The organism is Hanstruepera ponticola (assembly GCF_012931685.1).
Classification (GTDB): domain Bacteria; phylum Bacteroidota; class Bacteroidia; order Flavobacteriales; family Flavobacteriaceae; genus Hanstruepera; species Hanstruepera ponticola.
In genome coordinates, this window is sequence record NZ_JABANC010000002.1 from 99411 (window position 1) to 118203 (window position 18793).

Annotated in this window: 16 protein-coding genes; 11 read left to right on the plus strand and 5 right to left on the minus strand. The window is 31.5% G+C overall.

What is annotated here, in order from left to right:
• Positions 1-82: 82 nt before the first annotated feature.
• Positions 83-1789: a T9SS type A sorting domain-containing protein gene (locus HGK31_RS06260; RefSeq protein ID WP_191858987.1), complete on the minus strand. Its 1707-nt coding sequence runs from the start codon at positions 1787-1789 to the stop codon at positions 83-85.
• Between the two features lie 167 nt (positions 1790-1956).
• On the opposite strand from HGK31_RS06260, the gene HGK31_RS06265 reads away from it, so the two are divergent.
• Complete coding sequence (locus HGK31_RS06265) at positions 1957-3957, plus strand: tetratricopeptide repeat protein (RefSeq protein ID WP_191858988.1); 2001 nt, start codon at positions 1957-1959, stop codon at positions 3955-3957.
• Positions 3954-4694, plus strand: a complete 741-nt coding sequence (locus HGK31_RS06270; RefSeq protein WP_191858989.1) for a LytR/AlgR family response regulator transcription factor — start codon at positions 3954-3956, stop codon at positions 4692-4694. Before HGK31_RS06265 ends, HGK31_RS06270 begins: the two co-directional genes overlap by 4 nt.
• On the opposite strand, the gene HGK31_RS06275 is transcribed toward HGK31_RS06270, so the two are convergent.
• Together HGK31_RS06275 and HGK31_RS06280 are read right to left on the minus strand one after the other, a co-directional pair.
• Positions 4691-5866: a GlmU family protein gene (locus HGK31_RS06275; protein WP_191858990.1), complete on the minus strand. Its 1176-nt coding sequence runs from the start codon at positions 5864-5866 to the stop codon at positions 4691-4693. The genes HGK31_RS06270 and HGK31_RS06275 overlap by 4 nt on opposite strands.
• A gap of 75 nt (positions 5867-5941) precedes the next feature.
• Positions 5942-6193: a type B 50S ribosomal protein L31 gene (locus HGK31_RS06280; RefSeq protein WP_104735755.1), complete on the minus strand. Its 252-nt coding sequence runs from the start codon at positions 6191-6193 to the stop codon at positions 5942-5944.
• A 157-nt stretch (positions 6194-6350) separates the two neighbouring features.
• Between HGK31_RS06280 and HGK31_RS06285 the strand changes: the two genes are divergently transcribed.
• The 4 genes from HGK31_RS06285 (at position 6351) to HGK31_RS06300 (ending at position 11504) form a co-directional block, all read left to right on the plus strand.
• Positions 6351-6872 (plus strand): DUF4199 domain-containing protein, encoded by a 522-nt coding sequence (locus HGK31_RS06285; protein WP_104734107.1) that lies wholly within the window; start codon positions 6351-6353, stop codon positions 6870-6872.
• A gap of 41 nt (positions 6873-6913) precedes the next feature.
• On the plus strand, positions 6914-7876 hold the full coding sequence (locus tag HGK31_RS06290; protein WP_191858991.1) for a glycosyltransferase family 2 protein: 963 nt from the start codon (positions 6914-6916) through the stop codon (positions 7874-7876).
• A gap of 63 nt (positions 7877-7939) precedes the next feature.
• Positions 7940-9670 (plus strand): phospho-sugar mutase, encoded by a 1731-nt coding sequence (locus tag HGK31_RS06295; protein WP_191858992.1) that lies wholly within the window; start codon positions 7940-7942, stop codon positions 9668-9670.
• A gap of 1 nt (position 9671) precedes the next feature.
• Complete coding sequence (locus tag HGK31_RS06300) at positions 9672-11504, plus strand: ABC transporter ATP-binding protein (RefSeq protein ID WP_191858993.1); 1833 nt, start codon at positions 9672-9674, stop codon at positions 11502-11504.
• A 276-nt stretch (positions 11505-11780) separates the two neighbouring features.
• Here the strand turns inward: HGK31_RS06300 and HGK31_RS06305 are convergent, their stop codons facing one another.
• Positions 11781-12848: a hypothetical protein gene (locus HGK31_RS06305; RefSeq protein ID WP_191858994.1), complete on the minus strand. Its 1068-nt coding sequence runs from the start codon at positions 12846-12848 to the stop codon at positions 11781-11783.
• A 248-nt stretch (positions 12849-13096) separates the two neighbouring features.
• Here HGK31_RS06305 and HGK31_RS06310 point away from each other — a divergent pair, with 248 nt between their 5' ends.
• From HGK31_RS06310 to HGK31_RS06320, 3 genes are read left to right on the plus strand one after another with little or no spacing between them, the layout of a single operon-like run.
• The gene (locus HGK31_RS06310; RefSeq protein ID WP_191858995.1) at positions 13097-13636 is read left to right on the plus strand and encodes an RNA polymerase sigma factor; all 540 of its coding nucleotides are present in this window, start codon (positions 13097-13099) and stop codon (positions 13634-13636) included.
• A gap of 25 nt (positions 13637-13661) precedes the next feature.
• Entirely contained in the window at positions 13662-14153 is a 492-nt protein-coding gene (locus tag HGK31_RS06315) for a hypothetical protein (protein WP_191858996.1), read from the plus strand.
• 15 nt (positions 14154-14168) lie between these two features.
• On the plus strand, positions 14169-14612 hold the full coding sequence (locus HGK31_RS06320; RefSeq protein WP_191858997.1) for a hypothetical protein: 444 nt from the start codon (positions 14169-14171) through the stop codon (positions 14610-14612).
• A gap of 34 nt (positions 14613-14646) precedes the next feature.
• Here the strand turns inward: HGK31_RS06320 and HGK31_RS06325 are convergent, their stop codons facing one another.
• A complete protein-coding gene (locus tag HGK31_RS06325) occupies positions 14647-15690 on the minus strand; it encodes a WD40/YVTN/BNR-like repeat-containing protein (protein WP_191858998.1) in 1044 nt (347 codons plus the stop codon).
• Between the two features lie 64 nt (positions 15691-15754).
• Between HGK31_RS06325 and HGK31_RS06330 the strand changes: the two genes are divergently transcribed.
• The gene (locus HGK31_RS06330; protein ID WP_191858999.1) at positions 15755-16966 is read left to right on the plus strand and encodes an RsmB/NOP family class I SAM-dependent RNA methyltransferase; all 1212 of its coding nucleotides are present in this window, start codon (positions 15755-15757) and stop codon (positions 16964-16966) included.
• 1 nt (position 16967) lies between these two features.
• On the plus strand, positions 16968-18770 hold the full coding sequence (locus tag HGK31_RS06335; RefSeq protein WP_191859000.1) for an endonuclease: 1803 nt from the start codon (positions 16968-16970) through the stop codon (positions 18768-18770).
• Positions 18771-18793: the final 23 nt, after the last annotated feature.

Here is an 18793-nt window from a genome sequence, read left to right on the forward strand (position 1 = left end):
ACAAATAGGATTAAAATCACACTACTATAAAACAAGACTAAAAACAATTCTAATCTAAAATTATATAATAAATCAAGCATTTTTATTGTTTAATAATTTTATGAATTATTTTTTGATCATTATCCAATGAATTAATTTCAATGATGTATATGCCAGAAACCAAACCTGAAACGTCAATTTTAATTTGATTACTAACATATTTACCTTTCATAATGAGCTTTCCTTCTAATGATACAATTTCATAATTAAATTCTGGTATTCCATCAACCACAATATACTGTGGTGTTGGGTTTGGGAATATTTTAATTCTGTCAGTTGTAAAGTCAGATACAGAAAGTGTGTTTTCTGAAATTCTCTGAACAAAAAAGTCATATCCACCATTGGATGTCTCATAAACATTAGGTGCTTCAGGATCAAAATCAGCAGTACCGTTGTAACGCCCTACTTGATAAATTTTATTATTTATGAATTTCATAGCATAAGGCGTATCATTATTAGCTCCACCAAAGCGTTTTCCCCAAACAAAATCGCCCATTTCGTTTAATTTAACCATAAAAGCATCAGCAGCTCCTATTGTTCCTGCATTAGTTGTATTTGGCCCTGGATCTAAATCAATTTGAATTGAATATTGTCCAGAAACATAGGCGTTGTTCGAAGGATCAACAGCAACAGCAAAACCATTATTAACACTACCCAATGGTTTAAATTCTTTTGCCCAAACAAAATCTCCATTATTGTTAAGCTTTAACAAAAAAGGAACATTAGTAGCTCCATTACCACTTAAGTTAGATATTCCAGATCCAGGGTCGAAATCTACATTTGTTCCTTGAAAATCACCAACAGCTAAAATATTGTTATTGTAATCTAATTTTATATCTCTAACACGATCATTTCGGTTATCATTACTTATTACTTTTACAAAAACGAAATTACCATTCTGATTTAATTTAGAAATGAATATGTTTCTTAAATCGGTAGATGATTCATTTGCAACACCTGCATTTGGATCAAAATCTACAGTCCCTGCATAATATCCACCTATAAAAACATTATTATTTAGATCTACCCCTATACTTGTACCAGCACTATCTCTTGTAGTACTATTACCAATAAATTGTTTTGCCCAAATAAGCGACCCACTTGACCAAGAAATCTTCATGACAAATATATCAGATTCGGTACTGCCAGATGTGAAGTTCAATACTCCTGCAGAAGGGTCAAAATCTACGGTGTTTACAAATTTACCTGTTACTATATAATCATTGTTATAATCAACTACAATGTCATTGATAAAATCGTTTCCACTACCTCCAAAAGTTCTATGAAATTGATAGTTACCAGAATCAGACATCTTAAGCAAGTACGAATCATTTGCTCCATTGGAAGTTGTAGTTGCATTTCCTGCCGATGGGTCAAAATCTACTGTATCGTTAAAATTACCTACAACAACAATACTTCCAGAATCTTCTACTTTTATTGCAGTAGCGTTATCTGCTCCAGTGCCTCCAAATGTTCTAACCCAAATAAAGGCACCTGAATTATCTAATTTTAAAATGAATACATCTGCGTTTCCATTAGAAGTTTGATTAACAGTTCCACTTCCAGGGTCAAAGTCAACAGTATCTCTAAATTGACCAACGATATAAATGTTCCCAAAGGTATCAACTGCTAAATCTCTCGCAATCTCATCTTGAAGTCCTCCAAGACTGTTAACCCAGTCTAAACTCTGAGAAGAACTGATGTTAGCATAAAATAAGGTAATCAAAATAAATAAGTAAGTTTTTTTCATGGTTAAGTTTTTTAAAGTTATTACCACGAATTTACAGAGACACAACTGTAAAGTTTAAACGATATTAATGGATGTCTGGTTTCATTTAATAAGTGTTAGAATCTAATTAATAGATTAAAAATAATTCCGATAAATAAATGGTATTTTTAGTAATAATTTTTTAACAAATGAAAATAGTACTAACACTCTTTTTTACACTAAATGTTCTCATAGCATTTTCACAAGAAAATGAAAGTGACCTTTTAAAAAAACATAATTTATTCTTTACCAATACAAAGGAAACATTAAACAACATTAAGTCTAATGATAGCATTTTAAATTATTTGAGTGCATTAGAAAAACAAACTAATAATGATTATCTTATTAATAGATTAAAAATCATAAAAGCGGGTTATTATAAGTCAATAAATTTGACAAAAACATTTGCTTTATTAGATGAAGTAAATCCATTTTTAGATGAGCATCCTAACTTTAGGCATTTAAAAATTCATTACAACATTATTAAAGGAAAAGCGCTATATGAATCTGGTAAGTTTAAAGAATCTATAGAAATTTATTTAGAAAACAAAAATGAGTTAAAAAACTTAAAAATGCCTGAAGATTTATGGCGCTTTGAGATAGAAACTAAAACTGGTATTATAAGTAATTATGTTGTACTCAATAAAGATAAAGAAGCTATTGATTTGCTCAAAGAGCTTGAGAAAACGGTTTCACTTGAAAAAGAAATTGATGAATATGTTTATGTACTAAACCTATTAGGTTATTTACATGTAAAATCTAAAAATTACAATGAAGGTATTGTTTACTATAATGAAATCATTAATATTCTCAAAGACAACACTGATTATAAAGAAACATATTTAGGAGCTTGCAATAACCTGGCCTATATATATCAACTTACAAACAACAATGAAAAAGCTTTAGAAATATTAGAAAAGGCTTTAGACCTTACTATTCGTTTAAAGATGACCAATAGAGAGTTGTTATTGAGTAATAATTTGGGCTTTTTGTACATTAAAGAAAACCAATTATCTCGTGCGGAAGAATTAGGATTAAAAGTCCTATCAAAAAGCACAGAGAAATTTGAAGAAAAAAAGGCTGATGCTCAAAGATTACTGGCTAATGTATACTATCATCAAGGAAAATATGAAGAAGCCTTAACAAACTGCAATAATGCAGCCGTATACTTTAAAAAACTTAATGATTTAAAACGCTTAAAAGGTGTATTAAGCATAAAAAACAAAATATTGATAAAAACCAATCAATTTGAAGAAGCTACCAAAGTAAATTCAGAAATGATAAGTATTATGGATAGCATCAGTATTACTTCAGATATGCAAAACTTACAAAAAACACTAGTAGCCTTTGAAACTGAAAAAAAAGACAATGAAATAACCATCTTAAAACAACAAGAAGAAATAAACAATTTTAAAATACATCAACAAAAAGAACAAATAAAATATCTTGGACTGGCACTTATTACAATACTTATCTTTTCTAGTATTATCTTGTTGTACCAGAAAAAAATAAACACTATTAAAAATCTTTCGTTACGATCAAAACTAACACGATCCCAATTTAATCCGCATTATATTAACAATGCGTTCACCTCTCTTCAAGCAGAGTTAATAGAACGTGATTTTGATGAAAGCTTAATTGATTATACTTCTAATATTTCACGTTTTTCAAGGTCATTACTTGAGAGTACCTTTAAGGACGAATGGACACTGTTTGAAGAAAAACAAATGATGGAAAATTATTTAAAAACACAGCAATATAGACTTCAAAACAGCTTTTATTACAGCATAGAAACCAATATAAAAGTCGAAGAATTACATAAGTTAAAAATACCTAGCGCTATTACACAAAGTGTGTTGGAAAACGCTATTGAACATGGCGGTTTTAATAACATAGATACTAATGGATTTATCACTATTTTAATTAATAGAACTAATGATATAATCAACATTTCGATTAAAAATAATATCTTGGGTCAGCTAGTTTCTATTAATAAAAAATTAGACCATGACACTTCCCGTGGCTTGGATATAACTAAACAACGCATCGCCTTACACAGTAAAATTTATAAAAAAATAGCTGACTTTAAGTTTTATAAAACAGATAATGAAGCAATTGTTGAATTTAAATTACCATTAGTAGCAGCATGAATGCATTAGTTTTAGATGATGATAAGCGTATTTGTAATCTAATAAAATCATTATTAGAAAAATATTTCATAAAATCCATCAAGCAAATTGACATCGCTACAAGCGTTAAAGATGCCATTAAAGCAATTAATGAAACTAATTATCAATTGTTTTTATTTGATATACATTTAGGCAAAGAATCAAGTTTTGATGTACTAAATGTAATAGAAAATAATATTGCAAAAGTTATTTTTATAACTGGTCACGAAAAATACGCCATCAATGCTATAAAAGCTAATGCTGTTGATTACATATTAAAACCTATTCAAATACAAGAGTTTAAAAATTCAATTGAGAAAGCACTTTCAAAAATAAAAAATGAACAAAAGGAGAACAATGTTAGCTATTTCACCAGCAAACAAGAAAATTCGTTAATGCTAAAGGCTCTTGAATCCATTAGATTAGTAAAACTAAATGATATTGTATATCTAGAAGCTTCTGGTGCGTATACAGATGTTTATCTAGAAAACAACGAACGTGTTACTGTTACTAAACACTTAAAAGAATTTGAAAACAAGTTAGAAAAAACTGGATTTTTTAGAGTTCATAACTCATTTATCATAAATGCTCTAAAAATGAAAGGCATTTCAAAAAGAGACGGTTTGACAGTTGAAATGAATAACAATAAATCAATTACTATATCAAGTAGAAGAAAAGATGATTTTATTAGTTTTATTGAAACACATCTAGAGATTTAATCCCGTCTATACTTTTGAGTTTCCTCAAAAACGTGTTCTAAAATGGCTGCGTCTTGCTCTGTAAATTCAATATTTCTTCGAGACATGACTACTTTAGCAACTTCAAACGCTTTTTTAGTTAGATAATTCGAAAAACCACTACTTCCACCCCAAGAAAAACTAGGCACAAAATTGCGCGGAAAACCACTTCCAAAAATATTGGCACTTACACCAACAACTGTTCCTGTATTAAACATGGTGTTAATACCACATTTACTGTGATCTCCCATCATAAGCCCACAAAATTGCAAGCCAGTTCTAGCAAAATTTTCGGTTTCATAATTCCACAGGCGAACTTCAGCATAGTTGTTTTTTAAGTTAGAATTATTAGTATCCGCTCCTAAATTGCACCATTCACCCAATACTGAATTTCCTAAAAAACCATCATGACCTTTATTGGAATAACCAAACAACACCGAGTTATTAATCTCACCGCCTACTTTACTGTAAGGTCCAACAGTTGTTGGTCCATAAATCTTGGCAGCCATTTTTACGGTAGCACCTTCACAAAGTGCAAAAGGGCCTCTTATCATGCTCCCCTCCATAATCTCTGTATCCTTACCTATATAAATGGGTCCATTTTCAGCATTAAGTGAGCAAAGAGGTAACTTGGCTCCTTCCTCAATAAAAATATCTTTTCTATTGAAAGCAACTGTTGTTTCAGGAATAGGTTGTGACTGTCTTCCTTTGGTAAGCAGTTCAAAATCATCCTCTATAGCTAAACCATTTTTACTAAATATATCCCAAGTATTTTCTATTTTTAAAACGTCATCAAGATATTCAATAGCTTCAAACGATTCCAAATCTATATTTTCCTGATTTTCTTTAGTGAAAAAAGCTACAACATCCTCATCTTTAAAAACAGCTTGATTTTCCTCCAAGCCTTTTATAATCTCTACTAATTCTTTATTGGGTAAGAAAGAAGCATTAATCATAATATTATGCTCCATTTCAACCATGGGATATTTATCAGCAAGATAGTCTTCTGTTATGGTTGTTGTGGTATATTCTAGATAGTTTTCCCATTTCTCTCGTATAGTTAAAATACCAACTCGAATATCTGCTACTGGTCGTGTAAAGGTAAATGGTAGAAGATTGTTTCTAAATGGACCGTCAAAAAGAATATAGTTCATAAGGTTGCTTTTGGTAAAAATAAAAAAAGCCTTTCAACAATTGAAAGGCTTTTATAATTATATTTTACTACTAAATTATTTTTTAAATTTAGCGTATTTAGTTTTAAATTTATCAATACGTCCAGCAGTATCTACTAATTTAGATTTACCAGTGTAATAAGGGTGAGACGTTCTTGAAATTTCCATTTTAACTAATGGATACTCAACACCATCAACTTCAATTGTCTCGTTGGTATTTGCAGTAGATTTTGTTAAAAACACGTCATCATTTGACATATCTTTAAACGCCACTACTCTATAATTTTCTGGATGTATATCTTTTTTCATCGCTTTTCGATTTAATATCATTACTTTTTTCGAGGTGCAAATTTAAGCAAATTTAATAAATCTACAATATTTTTTTCATTTTTTATTCTTTCAATTAATGTGTAACGTTTTGGTATATTTGTTTACTAACTAATTAAATTAACTAAACTTTCAAACTATGGAAAATCAAAAACCTTCTCCAGGTAAATTCGGAGTAAATTACGGATTAATTCTTGGAGCAATTATGATCTTAATTTCTGTAATCATGTATGCTACAGGAATGCTACTTGAAGGCACACAATGGCCTCAATATTTATATTACATTATTTTTCCAGTAATTATTTTTTATGCCATTGGTCAATTCAAAAAAACAAATGCCAACAGCCTTTCTTTCAGTGAAGCATTAAAAACAGGGATGGTAATTGCTGTGATTAGTGCCTTGGTTTATGCTGTATATGGTTTAATATTTAATTACATTATTGATCCTGAATTTATGGATGAAATGATGAAGTTGGCTGAAGAAAAAATAGCAGAAGACCCAAATATGTCAGTTGAAATAAAAGAGAAAAGTTTGGAAATGGCCAAAACATTCTCAAATCCTTTACTCGGATCGGCTATGTGGCTTGCTTTAAGTGCCTTTTTTGGACTTATTTGGTCGGCAATTGCAGGTTTAGTGATGAAAACTAGCTCCCAAGATTAATATTTTCATATTTTTGAAAACATAATCTTCAAAAATCGTCAATGAATATATCAGTAGTCATACCACTACTTAACGAAAAGGACTCACTAAAAGAATTACATGATTGGATTGCAAATGTTATGCAATCCAATCATTTTTCATATGAAATCATTTTTATTGACGATGGTAGTACTGATGCCTCATGGGAAACTATAACAAAACTTTCAGAAATTAATCCTCATGTAAAAGGTATTCGGTTTTTAGCAAATTTTGGAAAATCTCAAGCTTTACATGCAGGATTTGATAAAGCAATTGGTGATGTTATCATTACCATGGATGCAGATCTTCAGGACAACCCAGAAGAAATCCCTGAATTATATGAAATGATTATTAGTGATAATTATGATATGGTTTCGGGTTGGAAAAAAAAGCGTTATGATTCTGTTTTAACAAAGAACTTACCTTCAAAACTATTTAATTGGGCAGCACGAAAAACTTCTGGGGTCAAATTAAACGATTTTAATTGCGGACTAAAAGCCTATAGACTTAATGTTGTAAAAAACATCGATGTTAATGGCGAAATGCACAGATATATTCCAGTATTAGCCAAAAATGCTGGTTTCTCTAAAATTGGTGAAAAGGTTGTAAAACACCAAGCACGAAAATACGGTGAAACCAAATTTGGAATAGATCGATTTATACATGGGTTTTTGGATTTAATCACTATTTGGTTTTTGTCTCGTTTTGGTAAAAGACCTATGCACCTATTTGGCGCATTAGGTGTTTTAATGTTTGCAATAGGATTTATGTTTGCTCTATATTTAGGTATTGATAAGTTGTTTTTCCACAAAACTGGAAGGCTCATTACTGAAAGACCACAATTTTACCTTTCATTGGCCACAATGATTATAGGTACCCAATTTTTTGTAGCTGGATTTCTTGGTGAAATTATGCTACGTACAAAACAAGACAAAAAACGCTATTTGGTTAAAGAGGTTATTAATTTAGATACTACAGCTAATTAATTCCTTCTTGACACATGTCATTTTTTTGAATTGCGTATTTTTGCGTTCTATTTTAGTTACATCATGATATATATTGAACCTGAACTATTAAATCGAGTAAATACTTGGCTGACACCCGATTTTGATAAAAAGACTCAAGACTACATAAAGAATTTAATTGCCACAAACCCAAAAGAACTCAAGGAATCCTTTTACAAGGATTTAGAGTTTGGAACAGGAGGTATGCGCGGCGTGATGGGCATTGGCACCAATCGTATTAACAAGTACACGCTTGGAAGAAATACACAAGGCTTAAGTAATTATTTGAAAAGGTCATTCCCTAATGAAACAATCAAAGTAGCGATTGCTTTTGATTGTAGACACAACAGTCAAACATTGGCACAATTAGTAGCTGATGTTTTTTCAGCTAATAACATTGAAGTTTTTTTATTCGAAGATTTACGTCCAACTCCCGAGTTGTCATTTGCCTTAAAACATTTAAATTGTCATTGTGGTATAGTATTGACCGCTTCACACAATCCGCCTGAATACAATGGCTACAAAGTCTATTGGCAAGATGGCGGTCAGCTAGTACCACCTCAAGATGGTGAAATTATAGCAGAGATAAACAACTTAAAGTATTCTGAAATTAAGTTTGAATCCAACCCTAATTTAGTTACAAAAATAGGCGCAGAAGTTGATAAAACTTTTATTAAAGCATCTATTAAAAATGGTAGTTTTTATACTAGTCAAAGTGCCAAAGATAATTTGACCATTGTTTTCACCTCATTACATGGTACATCTATCACTATTATCCCAGAAACATTTAAACAAGCTGGTTATAAAAACGTACATATTGTAGAAGAACAAGCTATACCGAATGGCGATTTCCCTACTGTCAAATCACCAAACCCTGAAGAACCAGCAGCTCTTAAAATGGCTTTGGAATTAGCCGAAAACGTAAATGCTGATATCGTAATTGGAACTGATCCAGACAGTGATCGTGTTGGTATAGCAGTCAGAAATGATAAAGGCAACATGCAATTATTGAATGGCAATCAGACCATGGTGGTTATGACTGCTTTTTTACTGAAACAATGGCAGAAAACTGACAAAATAAATGGAAAAGAGTTCATTGGCTCAACTATTGTAAGCACACCGATGATGAAGGAACTTGCCAATGCATATAATGTGGAATGCAAGATTGGACTGACTGGTTTCAAATGGATTGCCAAAATGATAAAAGATTTTCCAGAATTGAATTTTATTGGTGGCGGCGAAGAGAGTTTTGGTTTTATGGTTGGTGATTTTGTACGCGATAAGGATGCCGTAACAGCATCTCTTCTAGCCTGCGAAATTGCTGCTCAAGCAAAAGCAGAAAACAGTTCATTTTTTAACGAATTAATTACTTTATATATAGAGCATGGGTTTTACAAAGAACGTTTGATATCCATGACTAAAAAAGGTATTGAAGGTGCTGCGGAAATCAAGCAAATGATGATAGATGCTAGGAAATCTCCTTTTTCGGAAATTAATGGCTCGAAAGTAATAAAGATTGAAGATTATCAGTCCTCCGAAGCTCTGAACCCAATAACTGGGGAAACATCCATAATTGATATACCAAAATCAAATGTTTTGATTTATTATACAGAAGATGGCAGTCAAATTGCATTGAGACCAAGTGGTACAGAGCCAAAAATTAAATTTTATATCAGTGTTAATGACAAATTGAAAACTAAAGAAGATTTCAATAAAACTGAAGCGTTTCTGGAGCAAAAAATAGACGCTATAGTAAAAGATATGCAGCTAAACTAAAATGAAAAAAATAATACATCAATTATTACCTTTTATTAAGAAATTTAAAGGCCATGTGTTTTTAAATATCTTTTTTAATTTGCTTTATGCTCTTTTTAGTTCATTAGCTTTTGTGTCATTAATTCCAATGTTAGATGTTTTGTTTGGAAAAACTACCATTGTTAAGAATGAACCTGTATGGACTGGAAAAATTGGTGATGTAAAAGATTATGCTTTAGAATTGCTTGATTACAAAGTTAGTGGCTTTTTAGAGTCAGGAAACGCTCAAATGGCTTTGGTTATAGTCATTGCAATTGTCATTTCAACTTTTTTATTGAAAAATTTGTTTGGATATTTTGCTATGCAACACATCATGTATTTAAAAAATGGTGTACTGACTGATTTAAGAAAAGAGATGTATGAAAAAATTATCCAACTGCCATTAAGCTTTTATTCTAAAAGGCAGAAAGGAGATGTAATGGCAAGAATATTAGGAGACATTAACGAAATGCAAAATTCCTTTTTTATTATCCTTGAACTTATAGTCAGAGAACCATTAACCATTATATTCTCATTAGCTCTTATGTTTGCTATTAGTTGGGAATTGTCTCTTTTTGTGTTGTGTTTTATTCCATTAGCAGGATTCATGATTTCAAGAATTGGAAAAAGCTTAAAAAGCAATTCATTAAAAGCACAACAAGAATCTGGGAAGTTGATTTCTATTGTTGAAGAATCCTTAACAGGCTTAAAGATTGTTAAAAGTTATAATGCTGAGCCAATTTTTAAAAATAAATTTAAAAAATCAGCAGATAGTATTTTAAGACTTTCAAATAAAATTGGCTTAAAAAATAACCTTGCGGGTCCCGTGAGCGAAGTTTTAGGAATAGCTACTATAGCTGTTTTATTATGGTATGGTGGAAAATTAGTTTTAGTTGACAAAGTAATTGAAGGTACTACATTTATTGCCTTTATGGGATTAGCCTATGCCATTTTAACTCCGGCAAAAGCTATTAGCAAAGCCTCATATAAAGTAAAAAATGGTATGGCTGCCGCTGATCGTGTTTTTGAAATTTTACATGAAGAAAATCAATTACCTGATATACCAAATGCGAAAGAGATAAATACTTTTAATGATAAAATAAAAGTCGATAACATTTCTTTTAAATATGAGGAAGATCTCGTACTCAAAAATTTTAGTTTAGAAGTTCCGAAAGGTAAAACAGTTGCGTTAGTTGGACAATCTGGTAGTGGAAAAAGCACTATTGCCAATCTTGTCACTAGATTTTATGATGTAAATGAAGGAGGTATTTCAATTGATGGTACTAATATTAAATATGTGACAAAAGAATCTTTAAGAAGTTTAATGGGATTAGTTACCCAAGATTCTATTTTATTTAATGATACGATAAGAAACAATATTTTAATTGGAAAGCCTGACGCAACCGATGATGAAATTATTGATGCCTTAAAAATAGCCAATGCTTGGGAATTTGTGAAAAACCTAAAAGGTCAATTAGATTTCAATATAGGTGATTCTGGAACTAATATTTCTGGAGGGCAAAAACAACGCTTAAGTATTGCACGCGCTGTAATAAAAAACCCACCTATTATGATATTAGACGAAGCTACTTCAGCATTAGACACTGAAAGTGAGCGTTTAGTTCAAATAGCATTGGAAAACATGATGAAAAACCGTACATCTATTGTTATTGCTCATAGATTATCAACCATTCAAAATGCTGATGAAATTGTTGTTATGAGAAAAGGTGAAATTGTAGAGCAAGGAACTCATACAGAATTATTGGCAAAAAATGGTACCTATAAAAAGCTGGTGGATATGCAAAGTTTCGATTAAGAATAACCAATACTATATAAAAACTAAAAAGGGCTGAATTTTCATTCAGCCCTTTTTTTAGCTATTGTTAGACTTGGGGACGACTAACAAACATAAGTAGGTTTGTTGGTGTAAACATAAAACAAATTAGTTTACAAAACAAGAAAAATATGCATTTTATCGATATTATTTGCATTTAATCGTGTTTATAAATTATAACATATTGCTTTACAGCTACTTAAAGCTTATAGAATAAGACAAGAAAAAATTTAGTGAAGTCTGTAACTAATGCAGGTATTATCTTATTCTTTGAATTTCGAAAAAGGTTTTACCTGTGAAACTATCTATTACAACGCCATTTGCTCCATTTGAACCATCATTGGTTTGGAAATTTTGAACAAATATCTCAACATAATCATTTGCATTAAGACTAACTATACAGTTAATAGACCTAACAACGTCGCCCGTAGCATAGTGATTAAATGATGACTCTTGGTATAAAACGTTGTTTACCCAAACTCCAATACTATAAAACTCATTGTTGTTTTGGTAAGCGGTGTGATATCCTGCATTAATTTTATAATAACCATCACTACTAGCAACAAAGCGATTATCGGTACTGTTAAATTCACTATTGGTATCGAACAATGTAGTATCAAAAGTAATTTTTTGCCATCCTGAAGTATTGAGTATTTGATTTGCTGATAAATTAACCCTTACTAATGAAAAATTATTAGAGTCTGTATCTACCCAACTGACATTTCCAGAGCCATCAGTTTGCATAATTTGACCATTTGTACCTCGGCTTGCGGGTAAAACATAAACATTGGTACCAGTCTGCCCTATTGCGAATTTACCTCCTAAAAAATATCCTGAATAAATATCTTGGTTAGCAACAGTACCATTAACTGTACTGTAAACACCAAATATATTTGCAGTATTATTTGCATTGGTTAAATCAGCATAAAACCCATAGCTGTTACTATTAACTCCAGTAGATTGACCAACATAGCTATAAACACCAAATATATCTGTAGTAGTTGCCCCTGAATTTGGCTTAAAAACCTCACTATAAACGCCGTATCTTGTTGCAGTTCCTAAACCTGAAACGTTATTGAAAATTCCATATTTAGCAGCCGTGAGTGATGGACTACTAGAATTCGTTAGGTGTAATGAAAATGTGTTTTGTTGAGCGGTTGAAGTACTATTTAAATCTACCTGAATACCTTTTCTTTCTGAAGTTGTCGTAGCTTGCGTTACTACATCCAACTGTGCTCCGGGAGTAACAGTGCCAATCCCAACTTGAGAAAAGCTTGGGATAACTAAAATTAATGAAATAAAACTGAAAAATATTCTTTTGGCCATAAAATCAGTACCATACATTTTTGAGTCATGATTACATCTAAAATAGTCTATTTTTACGGTGAAATGCAAAAAATATCTTTCAAACGACAATAATTTCAGACTAAAAACAACTACATCGTTGTAGTTATTTTATCATTTTATCTCATTATCTAATCATTAATTAAAACGCAAGAATCCATTATTTTCATTACTTTACTTGACAGATTAAACTATTTCTAGTTTTAGAAGTCTAAAAACAAAATGTTTTTGTGGAAGAAGTCAAACTAATTAACGATTTAAAGTCTAAAGACAAACGAGATTTTGCTTTTAATGAATTGGTATCGCTCTATAAAGAACGTTTGTATTGGCAAATTAGAAATATCGTAAAATCACATGATGATGCTGATGATGTATTACAAAATACTTTTATCAAAATTTTCAAAAATATAGACTTATTTAAAGGTGATAGTAAACTCTATTCATGGATGTATCGTATAGCTACAAATGAAGCCATTACTTTTATAAACAAACGCGCCAAACAAATGCAAATAAGTAATGAGGAATTACAAAGTTTAGCAATTGATAATTTAAAATCCGACGTTTACTTTGAAGGTGATGCTATTCAATTGAAACTACAACAAGCCATAGCAACCTTACCCCAAAAACAACAATTAGTTTTCAATATGAAATACTTTCAAGATATTAAATACAAAGATATGTCTGAAATACTTGAAACAAGTGAAGGAGCACTCAAGGCTTCCTACCATTTAGCCATAAAAAAAATTGAAGCCTACTTATTAAACCAATAGCTTTTTTATTAGTCTAAACAATACAATGAAAAAAATAGGTAAACATAATATATCAACAGGAGGTTTTAAAACGCCGAAGGATTACTTTGAAACTCTTGAAAACAATTTAATATCAGAATTGAATTTGAGAAATCAGGTTAGTGAATCTGGTTTAAATATTCCTGATGGCTATCTTGAAGGATTCAAAGTTGAAATACCTAAATCAGAATCTAATACAAAGGTCATTAACTTATTTAATAAAAAGTCATGGCTTTATGTTGCTAGTGTAGCAGCTGTAATCATTTTTATTTTTACAATTCCTAAAATAGGTAGTAATGCTATTACCTTTGCCTCATTAGACAATGACAGTATTGAAAATTATCTCCTAACTAATGATTTAGAATCAGTGGAATTAAGTAACTTAATAACCAATACAACCGCTTTTGAAAATATAATTTTGGAAGAAACACTCAATGACATACATCTTGAGGATTATTTATATGAGAATATTGATGTAGAAGATTTTAATATAGAATAAATAATAGCAATGACAATGAAACATAACCTAATAGCAATTATCATTTTATTTATGAGTACCACAATAATGGCGCAAGATAGAATGGATAGAAACGAAAAAATAAAAACACTAAAAGTTGCCTATATTACAGAAAAGCTTGATTTATCAAAGACTGAAGCTGAAAAATTTTGGCCCATTTATAACGATTTTGAAGAGAACATGCATGAATTACGAAAAGCAGCTTATGAAGATCGAAAACTCATTGACTATGACAATCTGACTGAAGAACAAGCCACTGACTTGATTAAGAAATTCAAAGAATCTAATATTCAAAAAAACAATCTGTATAGCAAATACTTATCTGATCTTCAGAAAGTATTATCATCAAAAAAAATAGTTTTACTTAAAAAAGCCGAAGACGATTTTAAACGTAAAATGTTTGAAGAGTTTAAAAAACGTCGTCATGAAAAAAAAAGATAGACCTTAAATTAAAAGAGCCAAATGGCTCTTTTTTTTATGGCTTAAAAGTGAGCTTTGATATTCTCCCTCTTCCGGCAGCATAAGCGACACTATCATTTAAAAATCGAAGTGTATAGAAACCCTCATCACTTAAATGCATCCAGGTCATTCCGTTATCGTTGGAATAATCAATACCTTTAAATCCTACAGTTACTAGCTCCTCGCCTGCTCCATTTGGAATATATTGAACACAACTGCGATACCCTGGATTTTGGTTTTTAGCAACTAATTCCCAAGTTTTACCGCCATCAAATGTTCTTATTTTGTTAGCTGAACTATCCGCAGGTTTTGTATAATCACCGCCAATTGCAAAACCATTGAAGTTATCATAAAAATCGATTGAATAAATCCCTTCGGTCTCTTTTTCTTTAATAATAGGCGTATCAAAAACATCCCAAGTCATTCCTTTATCACCTGAAAAATAAACGCTTCCAGTTGTTGTTGCCACCCAAGTATTATCATCTACAATTTCAATGTTTGTATTGCTAGCTGCAAAGGCGCCTTCACCTTCTATTCCTTTAGGTAAAACCTCGCATGGTAATTTCTGCCATGTAAATCCACCATCACGCGTAATAATAACACTCAAACACCCATTAAATGCATCACCAATCGCAATGCCTTCTTTCGCATTCCAAAACTTCATAGAGTCATAAAACACCTTCTCATGTGATTCTTTATAAACCAATTCCATTTCTCCATTATTTCCAGTTTTATAAAGCAAAGCTGGATTACCAACACTTATCATAAAAAAATCTTCTTGGTTGTTAGCAATAGCTCGAAATTCAATATTCAGAGAGTCTTGTTCAATTTTTGAAATTAACCATGAATCTGAAGCTGAATTATACAATCCATAGGTGTTATTATTGGCTGCAAAAGCTAGACTTTTTTGATCTAAAATTTCAATAGCACGAATACTTAATGTTGAATCTTCAAGAATCGTTTTAAACGTAATTTTAGAAAATTCTCGCTTTTTAATCTTTTCTTCAGTTTGACAAGAAAGACATGAAACAGCAATAATAAACAGTATTAAATTCCTCATTTATAAAATATTTAGGATAAAAATAAGTAATTAAAATGTACCTTTGCACGCCTAATAAATTAAAATGCGTTTACACAGAAATTTATGTTTTGCCACTATTGATGGTTTGATGAAAATCTTCAATGAGGGTGAGTATGCTGACAAGGTTATCCAACAACTTTTAAAACGTGATAAGCGTTGGGGAAGCCGAGATCGTGGATTTGTGGCCGAAACAACCTATGATATTGTAAGATGGAAACGCTTATATGCGGAAATAGCTGAAGTCAAAGAACCCTTTGATCGTGATAATCTGTGGCGTATGTTCGCTGTTTGGGCTACTCTAAAAGGCATCAAACTACCAGACTGGAAGTATTTTGAAAATACACCTACGCGAAAAATTAAAGGTCGATTTGACGAATTATCAAAAATTAGAAGAATAAAAGAATCTATACCAGATTGGATTGATGAATTGGGTGTTAAGGAATTAGGTGAAAGTCAATGGACAAAAGAAATTCAAGCACTTAACGAACAAGCCGATGTAATTTTAAGAGTTAATACCCTAAAAACAACTAAAGAAAAGTTACAAGCAGAATTGTTTGATTTAGATATAGAGACTGAATTCCTTAAAGGATACCCAAATGCTCTAAAACTAAAAGAACGTGCCAATGTGTTTCAGACAGAAGCTTTTAAAGAAGGTTTATTTGAAGTTCAAGACGCATCTTCGCAATTAGTAGCTGATTTTCTTGATGTACAACCAGGTATGCGTGTTGTTGATACCTGTGCTGGTGCTGGTGGTAAAACCTTGCATCTGGCATCATTAATGGAGAATAAGGGACAAATAATCGCATTAGATATTTACGGCAATAAACTTCATGAGTTAAAACGTAGAGCCAAACGAAATGGCGCACATAATATTGAAACAAGAGTTATTGATTCAACTAAAGTCATCAAAAAACTGTATGATAAAGCCGATCGTGTATTGATTGATGCACCATGCTCTGGATTAGGTGTGTTACGTCGTAATCCAGATGCTAAATGGAAGCTTGAAGCATCTTTTTTAGAAAAAATAAAAGCTACCCAAAAAGATATTTTACAGCAATATTCACGCATAGTAAAACCAGGTGGAAAACTAGTTTATGCTACTTGTTCTGTCTTACCATCAGAAAATCAAGAACAAGTAAAAACATTCTTAAAATCTGATTTAGGAAAAGATTTTAAATTTGTAGAAGACAAAAAAATATTGGCCCATAAATCTGGATACGATGGATTTTATATGGCCTTAATGGAAAAAAAATAAAATGAAACAATTTTACACGTTATTATTAGTATTAATACCAACTCTTATCTGTGCCCAAATTCCAGCTGGGTATTATGATACGGCAACAGGAACGGGTTACACGCTTAAAACACAATTACACAATATCATTGATGACCACAATGATCAAGGCTATGATGCCATAGATGCTTTTATAGCTTCATACGATCTTGATAATTATTATGAAACAACTAGTAATACGATTTTAGATGTTTATTCTGAAAACCCAACTGGTAACGACCCTTATAATTATACACCTGTCACTGGTGAATGTGGTGAGTATGATAGTGAGGGAGATTGCTATAACAAAGAACATGTTATCCCACAATCAATATTTGGTTCTAATTCACCTATGAGAGGTGATGCGCATCAATTATTACCTACTGATGGTCGTGTTAATGGTTTTAGAAGTAATACACCTTTTGGTCGTGTTGATGATAGTCAATTGACAAGCCAAAGTGGTATAAGCAATCCAACGCAAAATGGTTCTAAACTAGGTAATAATTTAAACACTGGGTATTCAGCAGGCTATACTAACGACGTTTTTGAACCCATTGATGAATTTAAGGGTGATATAGCACGTATCTATTTTTATTTTGTCACACGCTATGAAGATCAAGTAAGCAATTGGTCTGCTTATGATATGTTTGATGGTAGTAGTGACAAAGCCATAGCCGATCCGTTTTTAAACATTTTAAGAACTTGGCACGAAATGGACCCGGTTTCACAAAAGGAAATAGATCGAAATAATAACATTTACTACAATCATCAAGCCAATAGAAATCCATTTATAGATCATCCAGAATGGGTAGCTCTAGTTTGGGATACAGACCCAGATACTGAAAACCCTTCAGCTCCAACAAATTTAATAGCGTCAAACCCAACGGACAATTCTATTGATTTAGACTGGGATGCCGCAACGGATAATATAGGTGTTTCGTCTTATGATATTTACATTGATGATGTTAATACTTACAATACTGCAAATACCAGCTTTACAGTAAATTCATTAGTAGCAAATACCACGTATTGTTTTAAAATAAAAGCTAAAGATGCAGCCGGAAATGAGTCTGTTTTTAGTAATGAAGCTTGTGAAACCACAACTAACAATGGCACTAGCGGTTCAGCATGTTCAAGCGAAACTTTTGAAAATATGCCTGCCAATTCAAGTTCATACTCTAATAGAAATTGGGCAGGTGATAATGGTTTTGACTGGAATGCCACCGAAGCACGAACAGATCAAACTATCAATGGTCGGGCTATAACTATTCGTGATGGTGCCTTAATTGCGCCTACCGTTTCAGGAGGTATTGGAACATTAACCGTTGTTACACAACGCGTGTTTTCTGGAGATACTGGAACATTTGATTTAAATGTAAATGGTAATTTCATCGCTACTATTCCATATGGTGATACTGCACAAACAGTGACCATTTCAGACATTAACATGGAAGGGTCTATAACCGTTTTAATTAATAATAACACAAGCACTTCTAATCGTGTGATGTTTGATGATCTTTCGTGGACATGCTATACAAATTTGAGTACAGAAGAATACGTAACAAATTCATTTAACATGTATCCGAACCCAGTTTCTGGCAATTCAGTAACGGTTAATTATAATGAATCACTTGAATTTGAAATATACAATATACTAGGTAAGGTTGTTTCAAAAGGAAAAACTGAAAATGGAAATATTTATTTAAACAATATTAATGGAGGCATTTACTTAATTAAATTAAAAACTCGTGATAAAATCATCACCAAAAAATTAATAAAACGATAAAAATAAAGCGGCTTTTTTAAGTC